This is a genomic window from Blautia acetica (genome assembly GCF_038739805.1).
Taxonomy (GTDB): Bacteria; Bacillota; Clostridia; order Lachnospirales; family Lachnospiraceae; genus Blautia.
Map to the genome: position 1 here is coordinate 228,982 of NZ_JBBEWO010000001.1, position 19,346 is coordinate 248,327.

The following is a 19,346-nucleotide window of genomic DNA, read 5'->3' on the forward strand; positions in this document are numbered from 1 at the left end:
TACAGCCCGGGTGCTATGATAAAGTCACATTTCAAAAGAAATCTAAAACATCAGGGCCAGTCGGCCGAACAATCCAAAACATGAAAAATCGAAAGCAGGAAAACAGATAAGACTGTTATATGCTATGTTTTTATGCTGCATGGCACATCCGTGTTCTTTTTCTGGATTCCTGGGAAAGGGGACACTATGAGCAGTCATGGAAAAAGAAAAATACGTATCTGGGGAATAGTGCTTTCGCTGCTTCTCTGTCTTTGCACTTTTGTGCAGGCAGCAGAACTTGGAAAAGTAACTATGGAAAGAGTAAGATGGGTGGAATATCCCCATTATTGGGGTGTTCATGGCACCTATTTTTATACGGCTCACACGGAACAGGGAGATTATACCGCGTACTGTCTGGAGCCGGACAAAAATTTTGTGCCGCCCGGAGAGTATGAGCCGGAGATGCAGTCGGACAATGAAGGCCTAAGAGCAGCTCTTTATTATGGTTACGGAGGACCGGGACAGGGAGCCTATATTGATCAGTCTGCCTATGAAGGTCTGGGAGATTCTTCGCTGGAGGATGCCAAATATGTGCGTACCCATCTGGCGGTTTCTTATTTTTTTGACAGAGAAAATGCATTTCACAACATGGATGAAGCAGATGTGAAAAAATCCGGTGTGTGGGAATTTATTGACTGGCTGGAGGGAAGAGAGATTCCTTCCGTTTCTTCCCGGTTTTCCAAAACTTCCTTGTCTGCTTATTATGAAAAGGGGACAGATTATCAGAGAACAGAAAGTATACAGTATCTTTCTGAAAATGGAGAAAATAGGATTTCTTTTACCTGTCCGGAGGGTGTAAAGCTGCATAAGGAATCTACCGGAGAAATTCAGACCGGACAGGTCAGCGTAAGCGCAGGGGAAAGCTTTTATTTTTCCGCACCCTTGGATGCAGCATCTAAAACAGGCGAAATCTGGCAGTCCGGAAAATTGTATGGGGAAAAGGATGGCAGATGGGAAGCCATGGTATTGCCTGCAAAAGGCGATTCCCAGACCTCCGGTTATGGATGCTTCCATATAAAAAATGCACAGCCCACAGAATTTCAGGTGAAGTGGACAGTTCTGGGAAACCTGGAGATACAGAAAACCGATGCACAGACAGGGGAAGCCGGGGCCCAGGGAAATGGAAGCCTGCAGGGCGCTGTCTATACGGTGAGTAAAGACGGACAGGAAATCGGAAAGATTGAGACAGACGAAAAGGGCTACGGAAGATTGGAAAATCTTGCAGCAGGAACTTATACGGTAAAAGAGACAAAGGCCCCTGCAGGATACGAACTGGATACCCAGACGTATACTGTGGCGGTACCAGGGCAGGATGGCAGTACGGATGTAAAAATTCATTCCAAAGAAAAACCCATAAAAGTGCGGCTAAAACTGCAGAAAATTGACCATGAGACAGGAAAGCCCGTACCACAGGGAAACGGGTCTTTAAAAGGCGCAGAATATACGGTTTATGCGGCCGAGAACATTGGCAGTCTGAAAAAGGACAGTCCGGCCGGGAAAATCGTAACGGATGAAAAGGGAATGGGTGTGTTGGAAAATCTTCTTCCTGGAAGTTATTATGTCCGAGAGACGAAATCCTCCCCAAAATATTTTTTAGATGAAACCAGATATGAAGTTACTTTTCCACTGGATGGAGGAAAAACAGAAGAAGTGATTACCAGCAGAGAGAAGCCCGTAAGAGGACAGATTGAACTGCAGAAACAGGATGCAGAAACCGGGGAACACAAGCCGCAGGTCACAGGAGCTGTGTTTGAAGGGGCTGTTTACGGTATTTATGCAGAAGAGGACATAGGTTCCTTGAAGAAGGGTGAGAAGGTGACTGAAATCAAGACCGATAAAAAGGGGTACGGAAAAGCGGAAAACCTCTTTTGCGGCACTTACCGGGTAAAAGAATTATCTGCGCCGGAGGGCTATCTTACAGATGAGAAAGAATATGTTGTTACCATACCAGAGGCGGAAGAAGACAGTACACAGCTGAAAATTCTCATAAACAGTAAAGAAAAACCCATAAGAGGAGATGTGTCCCTTACAAAACTATTAAAAGAGGACCAGGAGGAGGATGGTTTCAAGAAGCCCGGGGCAGGCATTTCATTTACTTTTACTGAAGTGGGAAACGAGAAAAACCAAGTGACGATTACTACGGATAAAAACGGCTATGCGTCTACAAAAGACGAAAAGTATCCACAAGGGCGGCTTCTCTATGGGACTTATCGGGTAAAGGAATCCAACACACCGCAGGGTTATACACCGGCAGCGCCTTTTGAAATCACAATAAAGGAAAAAAATCAGACTTTATATTATATTCTGGAAAATGATGAGATTCTGTGCCCGGTAAAAATCGTGAAGACGGCAGCGGATACGGGAAAAGTAATAGCTAAAGAAGGAACGAAATTTAAAATTCAGAAACAGACAGAAAAAGGATGGGAGGACCAGGAATTTTTAGTTTCCATGTATCCCCAGGAAACCAGACAGACGATTTTTGAGACCGATGAAACCGGAAGTTTCCACTTGCCCCAGAAGTTAAAGGCAGGACAGTACCGTGTGGTGGAAATACAGCCGCCCAAAGGCTACGCTCTAAACCCGGTGCCCTTGGAATTTTCCGTATATAATGGGATGAATCAGGGAGAAAATCTGGAAGTCCTTTTTGCAGATAAACCACAGCAGGGAAAAATTCGTCTTGTGAAAAAAGATGAGGATACCAAAGAAAATGTGGGAACAGGGTTTGTATTTTCCGTTACTGCCGGGGAAGATATCTATACTGCAGACGGAACGCTTCGGATGAAAAAGGGAGTAGAAGCTGAGCGGATTACCACAGGAGAAGACGGGACAGCAGTGACCAGGCCTTTGTATCCGGGAAAATATATTTTAAAAGAAGAACAGCCGGGAGAATATTATGCAGCCAGTCAAAAGGTTTACGAGGTACTTTTGGAGGCGGGAGAGGGAGAAGAAATTTTCCAGGTGGAGTGTGAAGCAAAAAACAGGAAAACCAGAATTGAAGTTGTGAAGACCGAAGCAGGAGAAGCGGGAAAAACGCTTCAGGGAGCGGAGTTTATACTGTTTGAAGAAAAACAGCTGACACAGGAACAGATTGCGGGAACGGCAGAATTACCAACAGAAGGCGGACAGGTGCTGGTGACCGATGAAAAGGGAACATGTATGGCCGTGAATCTGAAACACAAAACCATTTATTATCTGGTTGAGACAAAGGCGCCGGAAGGGTATGGGCATAATGGGAAGCGCTATAAACTGGCGGTAGATGAAAAGGGGCTGATAGATGGAAAAGAGACTTGCAGACTGGAAATTGAGAATTATCCCATTGTTTTGGAAGTTTCCAAAAAAAGCCAGGAAAGCAAAAAGGAATTAAAAGGTGCCAAACTGACATTGAAAGAAGAAAATGGTGCTGTACAGGAAACCTGGGAGACCGGAGAGAAACCTCATGTTATAAAATATCTGAAGCCGGGGAATTATATTATAAGGGAAGAAAAAGCGCCCAAAGGATATAAAACGGCGGCGGAGATACGGCTGGAGGTAAAAGATACGCCAGAAGTCCAGAAAGTCGAGATGACAGATGAATTTTTAAAAGGAAAATTGTGGATTACAAAAAAGGATGAAGAAAGCGGAAAGATATTGGGCTCTGGTTTTGTGTTTGTGGTAACGGCAGCAGCAGACATCTGCAGCCCGGAAGGGGAAATTGTGTGGAAGAAAGGCGATACGGTGCAGGAGATTGTCACAGATGAGAAGGGCATGGCCTGTGCGGAAAATCTGTTTCCAGGAAAATATCAGGTTGAAGAGAAGCAATCCGGGGAATATTATGCAGTAGACAAAGGAAAACATGAGGCAGAGATACGAGTGACAGAAGGAAACAGTACAGAAGACTGCAGTTTTACGGTATTCAACAGCAAAACCAGAATTACACTGGAAAAAACAGATGCCCGAAAGAAGAATCCCATGGAACAGGTAGTATTTGTCGTTGCAGAAGCAGAGGCGTCACAAAAGGAAATGACAAGAAAAGAACTTTTAGAAAAGGGAAAAGAAATAACAACTGACAGAGAAGGAAAAATTTCCCTTACAGAATTGAAACATCAGAAAGCGTATTTCTTTACAGAAGTAAAGACAAGAGACGGGTATCAGTTGGACGAAACAGTATATCGGATTCCGGTAGATGAACAGGGATTGATAGACGGGAAAAAAGAGAAGACCTTAAAGTTGGTAAATGAACCTGTTGTGAAAAAAGAAACACCAAAAGCTGCAGAGGCGGTAAAAACGGAAGATGAGAGCAGAGGTGTGCTGTTTCTGTTTCTTTTAGCAGGCAGTGCCGGTATTTTGGGGGCAGCTTTAAGAGGCAGAAAGAAGAAAAGACACTAGAACCAGAATTTGGCATAAAGTCAGGAGGTATTTGCCATGAACCGCTATTTACCTATCAGAAAGGTTTACGCCAGAGAAGTGCTGGATTCCAGAGGGAATCCCACAGTAGAAGCAGAAATTACGGTAGGAGAAGGTATTGTGGGAAAGGACGGATATACCGGAAGGGCTATTGTTCCTTCCGGTGCATCCACAGGAAAGTTTGAAGCTTTGGAACTGCGGGACGCAGAACCGCGTTACAGAGGCCTGGGAGTACAAAGGGCAGTAGAGCATGTCAATACCGTGTTGGCAGACGCAGTGCTGGGAGAAAATGCACTTTGCCAGAGCCGGATTGATTGTCTGCTTCTGGAGGCAGACGGCACAGAGAAAAAGGAGCATATGGGAGCCAATGCCATACTGGCTGTATCTCTGGCGGTGGCAGATGCGGCTGCAAAGGCTATGCGCATGCCTTTGTACCAGTATCTGGGAGGCTGCAAAAGCACACAGCTGCCAGTACCTATGATGAATATTTTAAATGGCGGGAAACATGCAGACAACACTGTAGATTTTCAGGAATTTATGATTATGCCTGTAGGCGCCTGCTGCTTTAAAGAAGGACTTCGCATGTGCGCAGAGGTTTACCATACGCTGAAAGAGTTTTTAAAAGAGCGAAAATTGTCTGCAGCTGTAGGAGATGAAGGTGGATTTGCGCCGGATGTACAGGGGGCAAAAGAAGCTTTGGCTATGATGGCAGAGGCTGTAAAGCGCGCAGGCTATACCCTTGGGAAGGATATCTGTTTTGCCATAGATGTGGCAGCCAGTGAGCTGTACGAAGAAGACAAAAAGGCTTACTATTTTCCGGGAGAATCTTTTATGACTGGCACAGAAGTCTATCGCACAGCAGAAGAGATGACCGCTTACTACGAAGAACTGACAGAGACATTTCCCGTTTTATCCATTGAGGATGGGTTAGACCAGGAAGACTGGGAAGGCTGGCAGAGGCTGACGCAAAGACTGGGGCAGAAAGTACAGCTGGTGGGGGATGATTTGTTTGTTACCAATACAGAACGGATTGCCAGGGGAATCACTATGGGCGCCGGCAATGCGGTGCTGATAAAAGTTAACCAGATTGGGACTTTGACAGAGGCCATGGAGGCTGTGGAACTGGCTCATAAAGCGGGATACCGAACCATTCTTTCCCATCGTTCGGGAGAGAGTGAAGATACGTTTCTGGCTGACTTGGCTGTGGCAGCGGGCAGCGGACAGATAAAGGCAGGTGCGCCCTGCAGGGGAGAGCGGACGGCAAAGTATAACCGCCTTCTTGCCATTGAGGATATGCTGGGAGAAACTGCCTGCTATGATTATAAGGGGATAAATGGGAATCTGCGAAAATAACAGTTGAAATCATGCTGCGCCTGTGTTAAACTTTAGATGTTTAGCAATTAGGAGGTGTGAACGTGGAAATTTTGAGAATTGTTTTGACCGTACTTTTCGTTATAGATTGTATAGGCTTATCTGTTATTATTCTGATGCAGGAAGGAAAGTCCCAGGGACTGGGAAGTATTGCCGGAATGGCAGATACTTACTGGGGGAAAAATAAAGGACGCTCCATGGAAGGCGCAATGGTAAAAGCAACCAAAATTATGGGGATTTTATTTTTTGTGCTGGCGTTAGTATTGAATCTGAACTTTTAAACATGGCACTCTTGCATTGCAAGGGTGTCATCTTTTTAACAGGAAAAGGAGAAAATTTGAAGAAAAATCAACAGCTGAAAAAGAGGAAAAAAATTTTATATGAGTTGATGTGCTGCAAGGAATATGAGCCTATGAGAGCCAGAGATTTGGCAGTGCTTCTGCAGATTCCTTCGGGAAAAAGGGAGGAACTGCACAAGGTACTGGATATACTCCTGAAAGAAGGGAAAGTCACCATCAGCAAGCGCGGCAAGTATGAGGCTGTGAGAAAGCCGGAAAAAGACCGCAGAAAACAGACAGAAAAACAGGAGAAAAAAGAAAAGACCGGTTTGGGATATAAAAAGGGCCATGTTTATACAGGAACCTTTATCAGTCATCCCAGAGGCTTTGGTTTTGTAGAAATTCCCGGTGAGGAAGAGCGACAGGATATTTTTATACCGGAAGAGCAGGTAGGACGGGCCTTGCATGGAGATACGGTGCAGGTAACGGTACAGAAGGAAGAAAAGAACGGACGGCGTTGTGAAGGTGCAGTGACAAGGATTCTGGAGCATGGAATCGAAGAAATCGTGGGAACTTATGAGCAGTCGGCAGGTTTTGGCTTTGCAGTGCCGGACAACCAGCGGTTTGCCAGAGATATTTTTATTCCCCAGGGAAAGGCTATGGAAGCCGAGGACGGAGATAAAGTTCTGGTGAAGATTAAGGATTATGGTCGGGGAGGAAAATCTCCGGAAGGAATCGTGACAGAAATCCTGGGAAAGCCGGGAGAAAAAGGCGTAGATGTCCTGTGTGTGGCGAAAAGCTATGATTTGCCCATGGAATTTCCGGAAAAGGTGGCCAATCAGGCCCAGCGCGTAAAAGAGACGTTAAATGAGGGAGATTTTTATGGCAGAGAAGATTTGAGGGATGTGGTTATGGTTACCATTGACGGGGAAGACGCCAAAGATTTGGATGATGCGGTTTCTCTTACAAAGGAAAACGGCCTGTATCATCTGGGGGTACACATTGCAGATGTAAGCAATTATGTGCAGTACAGCAGTGCTTTAGACAGAGAAGCACTGAAAAGAGGCACCAGTGTCTATTTGGTGGACCGGGTAATTCCCATGCTGCCCAAAAAACTTTCCAATGGTATCTGTTCTCTGAACGCAGGAGAGGACAGACTGGCGTTAAGCTGCCTGATGGATATTAATGAAAAAGGAAAAATTGTGTCTCACCGCATTGTGGAGACCGTCATCCGGGTGAATGAGAGAATGACATACACAGACGTAAAAAAGATTCTCCTGGGTGAAGACGAAGCGGTGACAGAGAAATACAGAGAACTGGTTCCCATGCTTTTGGAAATGGGCGAGCTTTCCGGACTCCTTCGGAAGAGAAGAAAGAAGAGAGGAGCCATTGACTTTGATTTCCCGGAAAGCAAAATTCGTCTGGATGACAGTGGAAAGCCAGTGGAAATTTATCCTTATGAACAGAATGTGGCTACCCGGCTCATTGAAGACTTTATGCTGGCTGCAAATGAAACGGTAGCAGAAGAATATGCGCTTTTGGGCCTGCCTTTTGTATACCGGACACACGATACTCCCGATGGGGAAAAGATGGAAGCTGTACTGGAAATGGTTCATCAGGCAGGAGTAAAAGTGAAGAAAGCAAAAGAAGAAATCAGCCCAAAAGAAGTGCAGAAAATTTTAAAAGAGCTGGAAGGCATGGAATGTGAGCCGTTTTTTGCCCGGCTGCTTCTGCGTTCTATGAAACAGGCCAGGTATACCACCCAGTGCAGCGGACATTTTGGCCTGGCTGCCAAGTATTACTGTCACTTTACGTCTCCTATCCGCAGGTATCCGGATTTGCAGATTCACAGAATTATCAAGGAACATCTGCGAGGCAAGATGACAGAGGCAAAAATTCGCCACTATGCGGAAATTCTGGAGGAAGTGGCAGGACAGTCCAGTGCTATGGAGAGAAGAGCCGAAGAGGTAGAGCGGGAAACCGTTAAAATGAAGAAGGCAGAGTTTATGAAGCAGCATATTGGCGAAGTCATGGAGGGAACTATTTCAGGCGTGACGGAATGGGGACTGTATGTGGAACTGCCTAATACGGTGGAAGGTCTGGTGCATGTGAATTCCATGCGGGATGATTATTACACATATGAGAAAGAAAAGTACCGCTTTGTGGGAGATATGACGAAAAAGGTATATTCCATGGGGCAGAAAGTAAAGGTTCGGGTAGAACAGGCGGACATTGCCACAAAAACCGTGGATTTCAGTTTGGAAAGGGAGGATTAAGTCATGGCAAAAGAATCAGGGATTCGTCTGATTGCAAATAATAAAAAGGCATACCATGATTATTTTATAGAGGACACTTATGAGGCAGGGATTGAACTGGCGGGTACAGAGGTCAAATCCCTGCGCATGGGAAAATGCAGTGTTAAAGAGTCTTTTATTCAGATTGAGAAGGGCGAGGTGTTTATTTATGGTATGCATATCAGCCCTTATGAAAGAGGCAATATTTTTAACAAAGACCCTTTAAGGGTGCGTAAGCTTTTGCTTCATACCTATGAAATTCGGAAAATAGAAGGCAAAATCAGAGAAAAAGGGTATACTTTGGTACCTTTGAAGGTATATTTTAAAGGCAGTCTTGTGAAAGTAGAAATGGGCGTGGCGAAAGGCAAGAAGCTTTACGATAAGCGGCAGGACATTGCAAAAAAGGACCAGAGAAGAGAGACAGAGAGAGAATTTAAGGTGAAAAACCTGTATTAACTGCAGGGCAGGAGAGGAGAACAGACCATGATGAAATTTAAAGATATGCCGTATGAAAGAATTGATTTTGTACAGGTAAAAGAGCAGCTGAAAAAATTGATGAAGAAGCTGGAAGAAGCGGGAAGCGGGGAAGAGCAGTTTGCTGTTCACAAAGAGTTTTATAAACTCAATGACAGGGTGCAGACCCAGGTGACGCTTTGTTCCATTCGCCATACCATTGACACCACAGACGAGTTTTATGAGAAGGAACAGAATTACTATGATGAACAGGTGCCCGAGTATTCCAACTTATGTGTGGAATATCAGAAGCGGCTCTTTGCTTCCCCGTACAGGGACGTTCTGGAAGAAAAAATAGGGTCTGTGGCATTTAAAAATATGGAAATTGCCATGAAGTCTGTGTCCGAGGAAGTCATTCCACTGATGCAGGAGGAGAATGCACTGGTGACAGAATATGAAAAACTTCTGGCCAGCGCTAAAATTGGCTGGGAAGGGGAAACCCTGAATCTTTCTCTTTTGACTCCTTATCTGAAAAGTAAAGATCCTGAAGTGAGAAGAAGAGCAGCCCAGAAACAAAATGCTTTCTTTGACAGTATTGCCGATAAATTGGATGAGTTGTATGACAAACTGGTAAAAAACAGAACAGAGCAGGCAAAAACACTGGGATTTGAGACGTATACACCTCTGGGATATCTGCGCATGCAGAGGAACTGTTATGGAAGAAAAGAAATTGAAAATCTGAGACGTCAGGTGAAGGAAGTATGGGTTCCTTTTGCAGAAGAGCTTTTTGAAAAAAGGAGAGAGCGTCTGGGACTTGAGCATATGACTTATACAGACGAACAGGTATACGGACCAGAGGGAAATCCCCAGCCGGAAGGAACGCCGGAGGAAATTCTGGCAGCAGGACAGGAGATGTATGAAGAATTGTCTCCGGAGACAAAAGAGTTTTTTGATTTTATGATGGAAAACGAACTTTTAGATGTCTTTGGCAGAAAGACAAAAGCAGTGGGCGGATATATGACGTACCTTCCGGACTATAAGGCACCGTTTATTTTTGCCAACTTTAACGGCACCAGCGGAGATGTGGACGTTATGACTCATGAGTGCGGCCATGCGTTCCAGGGATACCTGGCAGCAGAAGACCCTATCCGGGAACATGCAGATATTGGTATGGAAACTGCGGAGATTCATTCCATGTCCATGGAATTCTTTACAGAACCTTGGTATCATCTGTTTTTCGGAAAAGAGAAGACAGCCGATTACACCGGTATGCATTTGGAGGATGCTGTGATTTTTGTACCGTACGGCTGTATGGTGGACGAATTTCAGCATGAAGTGTATGACCATCCGGAAATGACGCCTCAGCAGAGGAAAGAGGTGTGGAAAAAGCTGGAGAAGGAATATAAGCCTCATATGGATTATGCAGGGCTGGACTTCTTTGAAAGAGGCTGTTTCTGGCAGAAACAACACCATATTTACAGTTTCCCTCTCTACTATATTGATTATGTGATTGCCCAGCTTTGTGCTTTTGAGTACAAAATCTGGATGGATAAGGACCGCCGGGGAGCGTGGGAGAGTTATCTGAAATTATGCAGGATTTCCGCTTCCGAGTTTCATACTGATTTGTTACAGCAAAGCGGCATAGAGTCTCCCTTTAAAGATGGAGTTATCCGTAAAATTGTGGAGAATTTAAAAGAAATTGCTTGAAAAGTTTCGGCCAGAAAGATATTTGTCTTTGTGCAAAAAACACAAATGCGAGAATTTTGCCAGAAACAGTTGACAAAACTTCATAATTTATTATAATAAAGAAGATTGATTCACAACATTAAGAAAACAAAGTATTAAAGTTTTCAGTGTGAAATTCTAGCAGAGAGGAAGGAAATCAATATGAAAATGAAGAAAGTATTGGCAATGGCCCTTGCAAGCGCAATGATTTTATCTTTAGGCGCATGCGGAAGTTCTTCAGGAGACAAAAAAGCAGAAGGCACTTCTGACGGTGGCGCAAAAACAGAAACAAGCAGTACAGGTTTTGCAGGAACACCGGAGGAGGATTCCTACACAATCGACTTACGTGCAGAACCGCCTGAATTAAACAGTATGCTCACTACAGACGTGGCATCAGGAGATATTCTCCGTATGGTTATGTCCGGTCTGTATAAACTGGATGAAAATGATAAACCGGTGCCAGACCTTGCCGAAGAAACTACTGTAAGCGATGACAAACGTACTTACACTATGAAACTTCGTCAGGATGCAAAATGGACAAATGGAGAACCTGTAACAGCAAATGACTTCGTGTTCGCTTATCAGGCAGTTTGTAACAAAGAGACAGCTTCTTCCTACGCATTTATTATCTATGATAATCTGTTAAATGGTAAAGAAGTATATGAAGGAACAAAAGACCCTTCTGAACTGGGTGTAAAAGCCATTGACGACTATACTCTGGAAGTTACTTTCGTAAACCCGATTCCATATGCAGAGCACCTGTTCTCATTCTCAACCTACTATCCTGTAAACCAGAAGGCTTACGAGGAAATCGGTGCAGAGCACTACGGAGATGAAATGGATCAGCTGGTAACAAACGGTGCGTACACCATCAGCGAGTGGGTACACAATGACCACATTACACTGACAGCAAATGAAGATTTCTATGACCCGGACAGAGTTGCAGTAAAAACCGTTCGTTATAATATGATGAATGATTCCAATGCACGTATGAACGCATTCCAGGCTGGACAGATTGACTGTATCAACCTGACAGGTGACCAGACCGTACAGGCAGAGTCTCTCGGCATTCATGTAGAAAACTATGTAAACAACAGCAACTGGTATATTCAGTTTAACACAAAGAAAACAGACAAAGGCTTGGACAATGCAAATATCCGCCGTGCACTTGGTCTTGCTCTGGATACACAGAGTCTGTGTGACAATATCTTAAAAGATGGTTCCGTACCGGCTACAGGTCTTGTACCAACCGGTATTGCAGGAGCAAATGATGTGCTGTATCGCGAAGCGGCTGGAGATATCACCGGATACAATGCAGAAGAAGCAAAGAAAGCTCTGGAAAAAGGTCTTCAGGAAACAGGACTGAAAGCAGAAGATTTGAAATTATCTTTCCTCTGTGATGATACTGACGGAGCTCAGAGAGATGCACAGTTTATGCAGGAACAGTGGAAATCCGTACTTGGTCTGAATGTAGAAATTACACCACAGCCATTTAAGTCACGTCTGGCTTCTATGAATTCCGGTGATTTCGATATGGTATACGCAGGCTGGGCTCCGGACTACAACGATGCCATGACATTCCTTGACCTGTTTACTACAACAAATGGAAACAACTATGGTAAATACAGCAACACAGAATATGATAAACTGATTGCTGACGCTATGGTGGAAGCAGACCCGGCAGCTCGTCAGGATTTACTGGTTAAGGCAGAAACTCTGGTAACACAGACAGACGCAGCAGTTTACCCAATTTACTTCAGTGCTGTTTCTTATGCCGTGTCTGACAAGGTGCAGAATATGACTCGTACCGGTTTCCAGGAATTTGACTTTACAGACGCTAAATAATTTCGGAAAGCGGAAAGAAAAAATTTTATAAGGTTATTTTAGATAGGAGCTGTTGTTCTGGAATCAGAGTGGTTTCTCACACGGCTCCTGTCTGTTTATGTAAAGCGCAAAAACTTTTGCGCTTTACATAAACAGAACATAAAAATAATAAAGTAAAGAAAACAAAAGAAAGGAGCTGTCTATTTTGTCTAATCGGATACGCTACATTTTAAAAAGAATTATTTATTCTTTTATTACTATTTTAGTTCTGGTAACTATCACCTTCCTCTTAATGCAGTTACTTCCGGGCGAACCGTTTACAGCCGGAAAAGCGTTGCCGGATTCCGTTATGCAGGCCCTGGAAAAGAAATATGGACTGGATAAACCCGTGCTTCAGCAGTTATTTATTTACATAGGAAATGCCTTAAGAGGTGATTTCGGAATTTCTATTCCGGACGGAAGAGCGGTGACAGATGTTATCGCAGAAGCTTTCCCGGTATCCTTTAGTCTTGGTATCCGCGCCCTGCTGTTTGCCTTTATTATGGGTATTCTTCTTGGTGTTGTGGCTGCTGTTAAGAGAGGAACTGTATGGGACAGCGCAGCCATGTTTTTTGCACTGGTTGGTGTTTCTGTACCTTCCTTCATTATGGGTGCAGTTTTACAGTATTTCCTGGGATTGAAGCTGTATCAGGCAACGGGAGTTCAGGTGTTTGCCGTTATTGGCTGGTCTGACTTTAACAGTAAGATTCTTCCGGCTTTTGCTCTGGCTTTTGGCTCTATGGCAACGGTAAGCCGTTTGATGCGAACCAGTATGCTGGATGTACTCAGCCAGGATTATATCAAAACAGCAAAAGCAAAAGGCCTCAGCCAGCGTCAGATTGTTTGGAAACATGCGGTACGTAACGCAGTTATGCCGGTTGTTACCGTTATGGGTCCCCTGGTAGCAGCTGTTTTGACGGGTGCTTTCGTTGTAGAGAATATTTTCTCTATTCCGGGACTTGGAAAATACTTTGTAACCAGTGTGCAGACTCTGAATTATACTATGATTGCAGGTACTACAGTCTTCTACGGTATGTTTCTGATTCTCGCCAATCTGGTTGTAGATTTGATTTACGGATTTATCGATCCACGTATTAAACTGACAGGCGGAAAGGAGTAAGGAACACATGAGAAAAAAGAATAATAAGACAACCGTACAGACAGAACAGTACACTCCTTATGATGTCAGCGGCAAAATTTCTTCGGATGCCTTTGAGGTGTTAGGAGCCGATGCAAAAAGTATGGAATCATTGGCAAGACCTTCTGTCAGCTTTATGAAAGATGCCTGGAACCGTATTCGCAAGAGTAGGGTTGCAGTGATTTGTATGATTATTCTGGGTCTGATTATTCTGGGTGCTATTTTCTGTCCTATGCTGACACCGTTCAGCTATTCTGAGCAGAATGTAGCATTTCAGAATAAACCCATTATGAGTCCGGACTCTGTGACCGGTCAGATGCATATTTTTGGTACCGACGCCCTGGGACGCGACGTATTCTCCAGAGTCTGGTACGGAGCAAGAGTTTCTCTTACCGTAGCGATTGCGGTTGCGCTGATTGACTGTCTGGTAGGTGTTATCTATGGCGGTATCTCCGGTTACTTCGGCGGTGCAGTAGATAATGTGATGATGCGTATTGTGGAAATCATCAGCGGTATTCCTTACCTGATTATCGTTATCCTTCTGATGACGGTTATGGAACGTGGTCTGGGAACTATTATTGTGGCCTATTCCCTTACCGGATGGACCGGTATGGCTCGACTGGTGCGAGGACAGGTTGTTGGTTTGAAGGAGCAGGAATTTGTTATTGCGGCAAAATCCATGGGCGCTTCTCCGGCAAGAATCATTGGCAAACATCTGGTACCCAATGTGCTTAGTGTTATTATTGTCAATATTACGTTGGATATTCCCAATGTTATCTTTACAGAAGCATTTCTGTCCATGTTGGGTCTGGGTATTGCGCCTCCGAAGTCTTCCTGGGGTATTATGGCCAATGACGCCATTAAGGTTTTCCAGATGTTCCCCACACAGCTTGTTATTGTAGCGTTATTTATCTGTGTTACCATGTTGTCCTTTAACCTGCTGGGTGACCAGCTTCGTGACGCATTTGACCCGAAATTAAGGAGGTAAGGAAATGGAAGAAATATTAAAAATAGACAATCTTCATGTTTCTTTTGATACTTATGCAGGTGAAGTACACGCTGTCAGAGGTGTCAGCCTGGAGGTAAACAAAGGAGAAGTGCTTGCTATTGTAGGAGAATCCGGCTGCGGAAAGAGTGTAACGGCTCAGACAATTATGAAACTGAACCCTATGCCTCCTGCAAGAATTAAAGAGGGAAGCATTAAACTTTGCGGTAAAGATATTGTAGCGGCAAGTGAAAAGGAAATGCAGGATATCCGTGGTCAGATGGTCAGTATGATTTTCCAGGACCCTATGACTTGTATGAATCCTACTATGCGTGTAGGCAAGCAGCTTACGGAAACTCTGGTAAACAAGAAAAAAATCAGTAAAGCAGATGCGGAAAAAGAGGCTGTCCGTCTTTTACAGATGGTTCAGATTCCAAATGCCGAGGAGAGAGCAAAGCAGTATCCTCATGAATTTTCCGGCGGTATGCGTCAGCGTGCCATGATTGCTATGGCTTTGGCCTGTAACCCGCAGCTGTTGATTGCGGATGAACCAACAACAGCTCTTGACGTAACCATTCAGGCGCAGATTATGCAGCTGATGGGAAAAATTAAGGACGATACCAAAACAGCGATTATTCTGATTACCCATGACCTTGGGGTTGTGGCAAATCTGGCGGATCATGTGGCTGTTATGTATGCCGGTAAAGTAGTGGAAAAAGGTACCGTAAGAGATATCTTCTACAATCCGGGACATCCTTATACAAAGGCTCTTTTAAAGAGTCTTCCAACGATTGATACAAAGAAAGAGGAGCAGCTGGTATCCATTCCGGGTACCCCTCCTGACTTATATGCTCCGCCGCAGGGCTGCGGATTTGCCAGCAGATGTGAATGCTGCATGAAAATCTGCCGTTCCAATCAGCCGCCGGTATTCCAGGTGAGCGAAGGCCATACGGCGTCCTGCTGGAGACTTCACCCTGATTTTCCGGGAGACAAGGAGGAAAAGGTAAATGGATAAGCTGGTTACTTTAGACCATGTGTCAAAGCACTTTCATGTAGGAAAGGGAAAGAATCTGGTAGCAGTCAATGATATTTCCCTGGACATTTATAAAGGAGAAACGCTTGGTGTGGTAGGTGAGTCCGGATGTGGAAAATCTACATTGGGAAGAGTAGTTATGGGAATTTATCCGGCTACCAGTGGAAAAATGCTTTACAATGGAAAGCAGGTAAATTTAAGACACACCAAAGACCGCTATGTGTATTCTCAGAAAGCACAGATTATTTTCCAGGATCCTTATGCGTCTTTGAATCCCCGTATGACAGTGGGAAGTATTATTGCAGAAGGTATGGAAATTCACAATATGTATGACAAAGAGAAACGTATGCAGCGTGTTTATGAGCTTCTGGAGACAGTAGGTCTGAACCGGGAACATGCAAACCGTTTCCCGCATGAGTTTTCCGGCGGTCAGCGTCAGCGTATCGGAATTGCCCGTGCTCTGGCTGTAGAACCGGAGTTCATTGTGTGTGATGAGCCGATTTCTGCTCTTGACGTATCCATTCAGAGTCAGATTATAAATCTGCTGAAAGACCTGCAGGCAGAACACGGATTTACTTATATGTTTATTGCCCATGACTTAAATATTGTCAAATATATTTCAGACCGTATTGCGGTTATGTATCTGGGAAATCTGGTAGAACTGGCAGATAGTGATGAGATTTATGCTCATACACTGCATCCATACAGCCAGGCGTTGTTGGCATCTGTGCCGATTCCGGACCCGGATAAAGAAGCGCAGAAGGAATCCAGCGTACTGTCCGGAGACGTACCAAGCCCTATCAATCCAAAGCCGGGCTGTCCTTTTGCAAACCGTTGTAAGCATGCAACAGAAAGATGTAAGATGGAATCTCCGAAATTACAGGAAGTTCGTCCGGGACATTTTGTAGCATGTCATTTACATAAATAAAATTCAAATACAAAGAGCCATTGCCGGATGATTTTGGGAATGGCTCTTTTATCAATTATTTTTCTGAAATTAACTCTTGACAAAAATACAGAAACCAGATAGTATGTAATAAGTTTCCTAATGTACTTACATTGGGAATGGGAAATCTACTCGTTTGTGTACCATGCAGTGCTTATTTTATATGAGGGCTTGTACTGGTTTCGACGGGGGTTTTGAAGTTGAGGAAGCCATCTGCAGACTCCGGGACTGCATATCAACCTGGAAACTAAATATAAACGCAAACGATAACGTAGCGTTAGCTGCCTAATTGCAGCTTGTCAGCCTCAGGTCACCCGCTGCTTGAGAATCTGGCATCGACTTTGCGGGGCACTTCGTTTTCAAAGCTTTGAGAAAATGGAAGATTTTATGAAGCTACCAAGTGTAACAGCCTGTTATTCGGCGGCTGCATAAGGGAATGTTAAAAGAATAACTGTGATGGGAGATGCCGCAAGGGATAGACTTTCGGACAGGGGTTCGATTCCCCTCAGGTCCATAGGGAAAGGAGTTCGTTCTAAAAGAGATTAGTACGGATTCCTTTTTTGTTTTTGGAACGGAAACCATGCGAAGAAATTTCACATTTTTGACAAATTTGTCTGCTATACTATACATTACAGTGCGAAGGAGGAAAAGACCATGGATAAATGCAGAATACTGGTTGTGGATGACGAGAGCAGAATGAGAAAACTGGTAAGGGATTTCCTTGTAAAACAGGATTTTGAGGTATTGGAAGCCGGAGACGGGGAAGAGGCTCTTGATATATTCTATAAAAAGAAAGACATTTCCTTGTTGATTCTGGACGTGATGATGCCCAAGATGGACGGCTGGGAGGTATGCCGGGAAATTCGGAGAGAGTCCAAAGTGCCGATTATTATGTTGACAGCCAGAGGCGATGAGCGGGACGAACTTTTAGGATTTGAACTGGGAGTAGACGAGTATATTTCAAAACCTTTCAGCCCGAAGATTCTGGTAGCCAGGGTGGAAGCTATTTTGCGGCGTACCAGTTCTATCGGTGCAGATGAACTTTTGAGCGCAGGCGGTATTGAAATCAATAAAACTGCCCATATTGCGGCCATTGACGGTACCCCTATAGAATTAAGCTACAAGGAATTTGAACTGCTCAGCTATTTTTTGGAAAATCAGGGAATTGCCCTTTCCAGAGAAAAGATTTTAAATTCTGTATGGAATTATGATTATTTTGGCGATGCCAGAACCATTGATACCCATGTAAAGAAACTGAGGAGTAAAATGGGCGATAAGGGAGAGTACATCAAAACCATTTGGGGTATGGGATATAAATTTGAGGTGTCATGATGAAAAAATCCATTAAAATCAGACTGGCAGTTACTTACATTGTGATTATGTGCCTGTCTCTGGCGGTAATGCTGGGGGTGAATTCTCTGTTTTTAGAGAAATACTACCTTGCCAGGAAAACAGACAGTCTAAAGAATGTTTATCAGGCCTTAAACAATGTGGACAATTACCAGTACAGTGCTTTGAATGATGATGACGCATTTAAGAAATATCTGGCAGAAAAAAATTTCCGTTTGATTGTGGTAGACCCTTTTGGAAATTGCTACAGTACCACAAAGGATGAGGCGGAAATGCTGGCTTACATGCAGTTTGAGTCTCAGTTTTCCAGGGGAAAACGGGTGATTATGGAGCAAAAGGACAATTATGTAGTAACGAAAATAAGCGGAGACGCCAGTACCATGGACGTGGTCTGCATGTACGGGAATCTGGACGATAAGAGCAGTTTTATGATTCGTACACCGATTCAGAGTATTCGGGACAGCGCACAAATTTCCAACATGTTTTATCTGTATATTGGCCTTGCTACGATTTTGATCAGTTCAGTGATTATCTGGATTATGTCGAGACGGATTATCAGACCGCTGCAGACCCTCAGTGATATTTCCAGGGAAATGGCAGACCTGCATTTTGATGTGAAATATCACAGCACCAGCCAGGATGAAATTGGTATTTTAGGAAATAATCTGAATAAGCTTTCTGAAGACTTGGAAAAAACCATTTCCGAACTGAAAACAGCCAATAATGAGCTGCAGCAGGATATTGCCAAAAAGGAAGAAATTGACGAAATGCGGAAGGAATTTCTGGCGAATGTGTCTCATGAGCTGAAAACCCCCATCGCCCTGATTCAGGGGTACGCAGAAGGTCTGCAGGAATGTATCAATGACGACGCCCAGAGCCGGGAATTTTACTGCGAGGTCATTGTGGATGAAGCCGGAAAGATGAATCAGATGGTAAAGAAATTGCTGACACTGAACCAACTGGAATTTGGTAATGATACAGTTGCTATGGAGCGTTTTGACCTGACAGATTTGGTGAGCGGGGTCGTGCAGTCTGCGCGGCTTCTGGCAGAACAAAAGGGGGCAGAAATTCATTTTAACCAGACAGAACCTGTATATGTATGGGGCGATGAATTTAAAATGGAGGAAGTTGTTACCAACTATGTGTCCAATGCTTTGAATCATGTGGACTATGAAAAGAAGATTGAAATTAAGACGGAAATACGTCAGGATACCGTAAGACTCTCTGTTTTTAATACAGGGGACGTCATACCGGAGGAGGATTTGGATAAGGTCTGGGTAAAATTCTACAAGGTGGATAAAGCCAGAACAAGAGAATACGGCGGCAGCGGTATCGGGCTGTCCATTGTCAAGGCTATTATGGACAGTATGCACCAGAAATGCGGAGTGAAAAATTACAGCAATGGTGTAGAATTCTGGTTTGAGCTCTCCTGCGCAGACGGTCAAAAAACGGAGTGTCAAAAAATGTAAAAACAGATAAAAAAAGGTA

The 19,346-nt window shown here is 44.1% G+C and carries 13 protein-coding genes and 1 other RNA gene; all 14 read left to right on the forward strand.

Annotated features, from left to right (window positions below; genetic code table 11):
• Positions 1-186 precede the first annotated feature (186 nt).
• The 14 genes from WBS51_RS01115 to WBS51_RS01180 all read left to right on the forward strand — a co-directional run bounded on the left by WBS51_RS01115 (position 187) and on the right by WBS51_RS01180 (position 19,327).
• Positions 187-4,404, forward strand: coding sequence for a SpaA isopeptide-forming pilin-related protein (locus WBS51_RS01115; protein ID WP_294459553.1), 4,218 nt, complete (start codon positions 187-189; stop codon positions 4,402-4,404).
• Positions 4,405-4,440: 36 nt separating this feature from the next.
• Entirely contained in the window at positions 4,441-5,775 is a 1,335-nt protein-coding gene (gene eno / locus WBS51_RS01120; protein WP_173747413.1) for a phosphopyruvate hydratase, read from the forward strand.
• A gap of 62 nt (positions 5,776-5,837) precedes the next feature.
• Complete coding sequence (secG, locus tag WBS51_RS01125; protein WP_173747414.1) at positions 5,838-6,074, forward strand: preprotein translocase subunit SecG; 237 nt, start codon at positions 5,838-5,840, stop codon at positions 6,072-6,074.
• A 2-nt stretch (positions 6,075-6,076) separates the two neighbouring features.
• Positions 6,077-8,347 carry a ribonuclease R gene (gene rnr / locus WBS51_RS01130; RefSeq protein ID WP_173747415.1) on the forward strand — a complete coding sequence of 757 codons (2,271 nt, stop codon included), beginning with the start codon at positions 6,077-6,079 and terminating at the stop codon, positions 8,345-8,347.
• A 3-nt stretch (positions 8,348-8,350) separates the two neighbouring features.
• Positions 8,351-8,821, forward strand: a complete 471-nt coding sequence (gene smpB, locus WBS51_RS01135; RefSeq protein WP_173747416.1) for an SsrA-binding protein SmpB — start codon at positions 8,351-8,353, stop codon at positions 8,819-8,821.
• Between the two features lie 30 nt (positions 8,822-8,851).
• Positions 8,852-10,525, forward strand: a complete 1,674-nt coding sequence (locus tag WBS51_RS01140; RefSeq protein WP_294459566.1) for a M3 family oligoendopeptidase — start codon at positions 8,852-8,854, stop codon at positions 10,523-10,525.
• 186 nt (positions 10,526-10,711) lie between these two features.
• Positions 10,712-12,388 (forward strand): peptide ABC transporter substrate-binding protein, encoded by a 1,677-nt coding sequence (locus tag WBS51_RS01145; RefSeq protein ID WP_342694033.1) that lies wholly within the window; start codon positions 10,712-10,714, stop codon positions 12,386-12,388.
• A 184-nt stretch (positions 12,389-12,572) separates the two neighbouring features.
• Positions 12,573-13,526, forward strand: a complete 954-nt coding sequence (locus WBS51_RS01150) for an ABC transporter permease (protein WP_226853440.1) — start codon at positions 12,573-12,575, stop codon at positions 13,524-13,526.
• Positions 13,527-13,533: 7 nt separating this feature from the next.
• Positions 13,534-14,532 (forward strand): ABC transporter permease, encoded by a 999-nt coding sequence (locus WBS51_RS01155; protein ID WP_173747418.1) that lies wholly within the window; start codon positions 13,534-13,536, stop codon positions 14,530-14,532.
• 4 nt (positions 14,533-14,536) lie between these two features.
• Positions 14,537-15,544, forward strand: coding sequence for an ABC transporter ATP-binding protein (locus tag WBS51_RS01160; RefSeq protein ID WP_173747419.1), 1,008 nt, complete (start codon positions 14,537-14,539; stop codon positions 15,542-15,544).
• Entirely contained in the window at positions 15,537-16,490 is a 954-nt protein-coding gene (locus WBS51_RS01165) for an ABC transporter ATP-binding protein (RefSeq protein ID WP_173747421.1), read from the forward strand. The genes WBS51_RS01160 and WBS51_RS01165 overlap by 8 nt, the downstream gene beginning before the upstream one ends.
• Before the next feature lie 185 nt (positions 16,491-16,675).
• Positions 16,676-17,025, forward strand: a transfer-messenger RNA (tmRNA) gene (gene ssrA, locus WBS51_RS01170).
• A 137-nt stretch (positions 17,026-17,162) separates the two neighbouring features.
• On the forward strand, positions 17,163-17,840 hold the full coding sequence (locus tag WBS51_RS01175) for a response regulator transcription factor (protein ID WP_173747423.1): 678 nt from the start codon (positions 17,163-17,165) through the stop codon (positions 17,838-17,840).
• Positions 17,840-19,327 carry a sensor histidine kinase gene (locus WBS51_RS01180; protein WP_173747531.1) on the forward strand — a complete coding sequence of 496 codons (1,488 nt, stop codon included), beginning with the start codon at positions 17,840-17,842 and terminating at the stop codon, positions 19,325-19,327. Before WBS51_RS01175 ends, WBS51_RS01180 begins: the two co-directional genes overlap by 1 nt.
• The last annotated feature ends 19 nt before the right edge of the window (positions 19,328-19,346 follow it).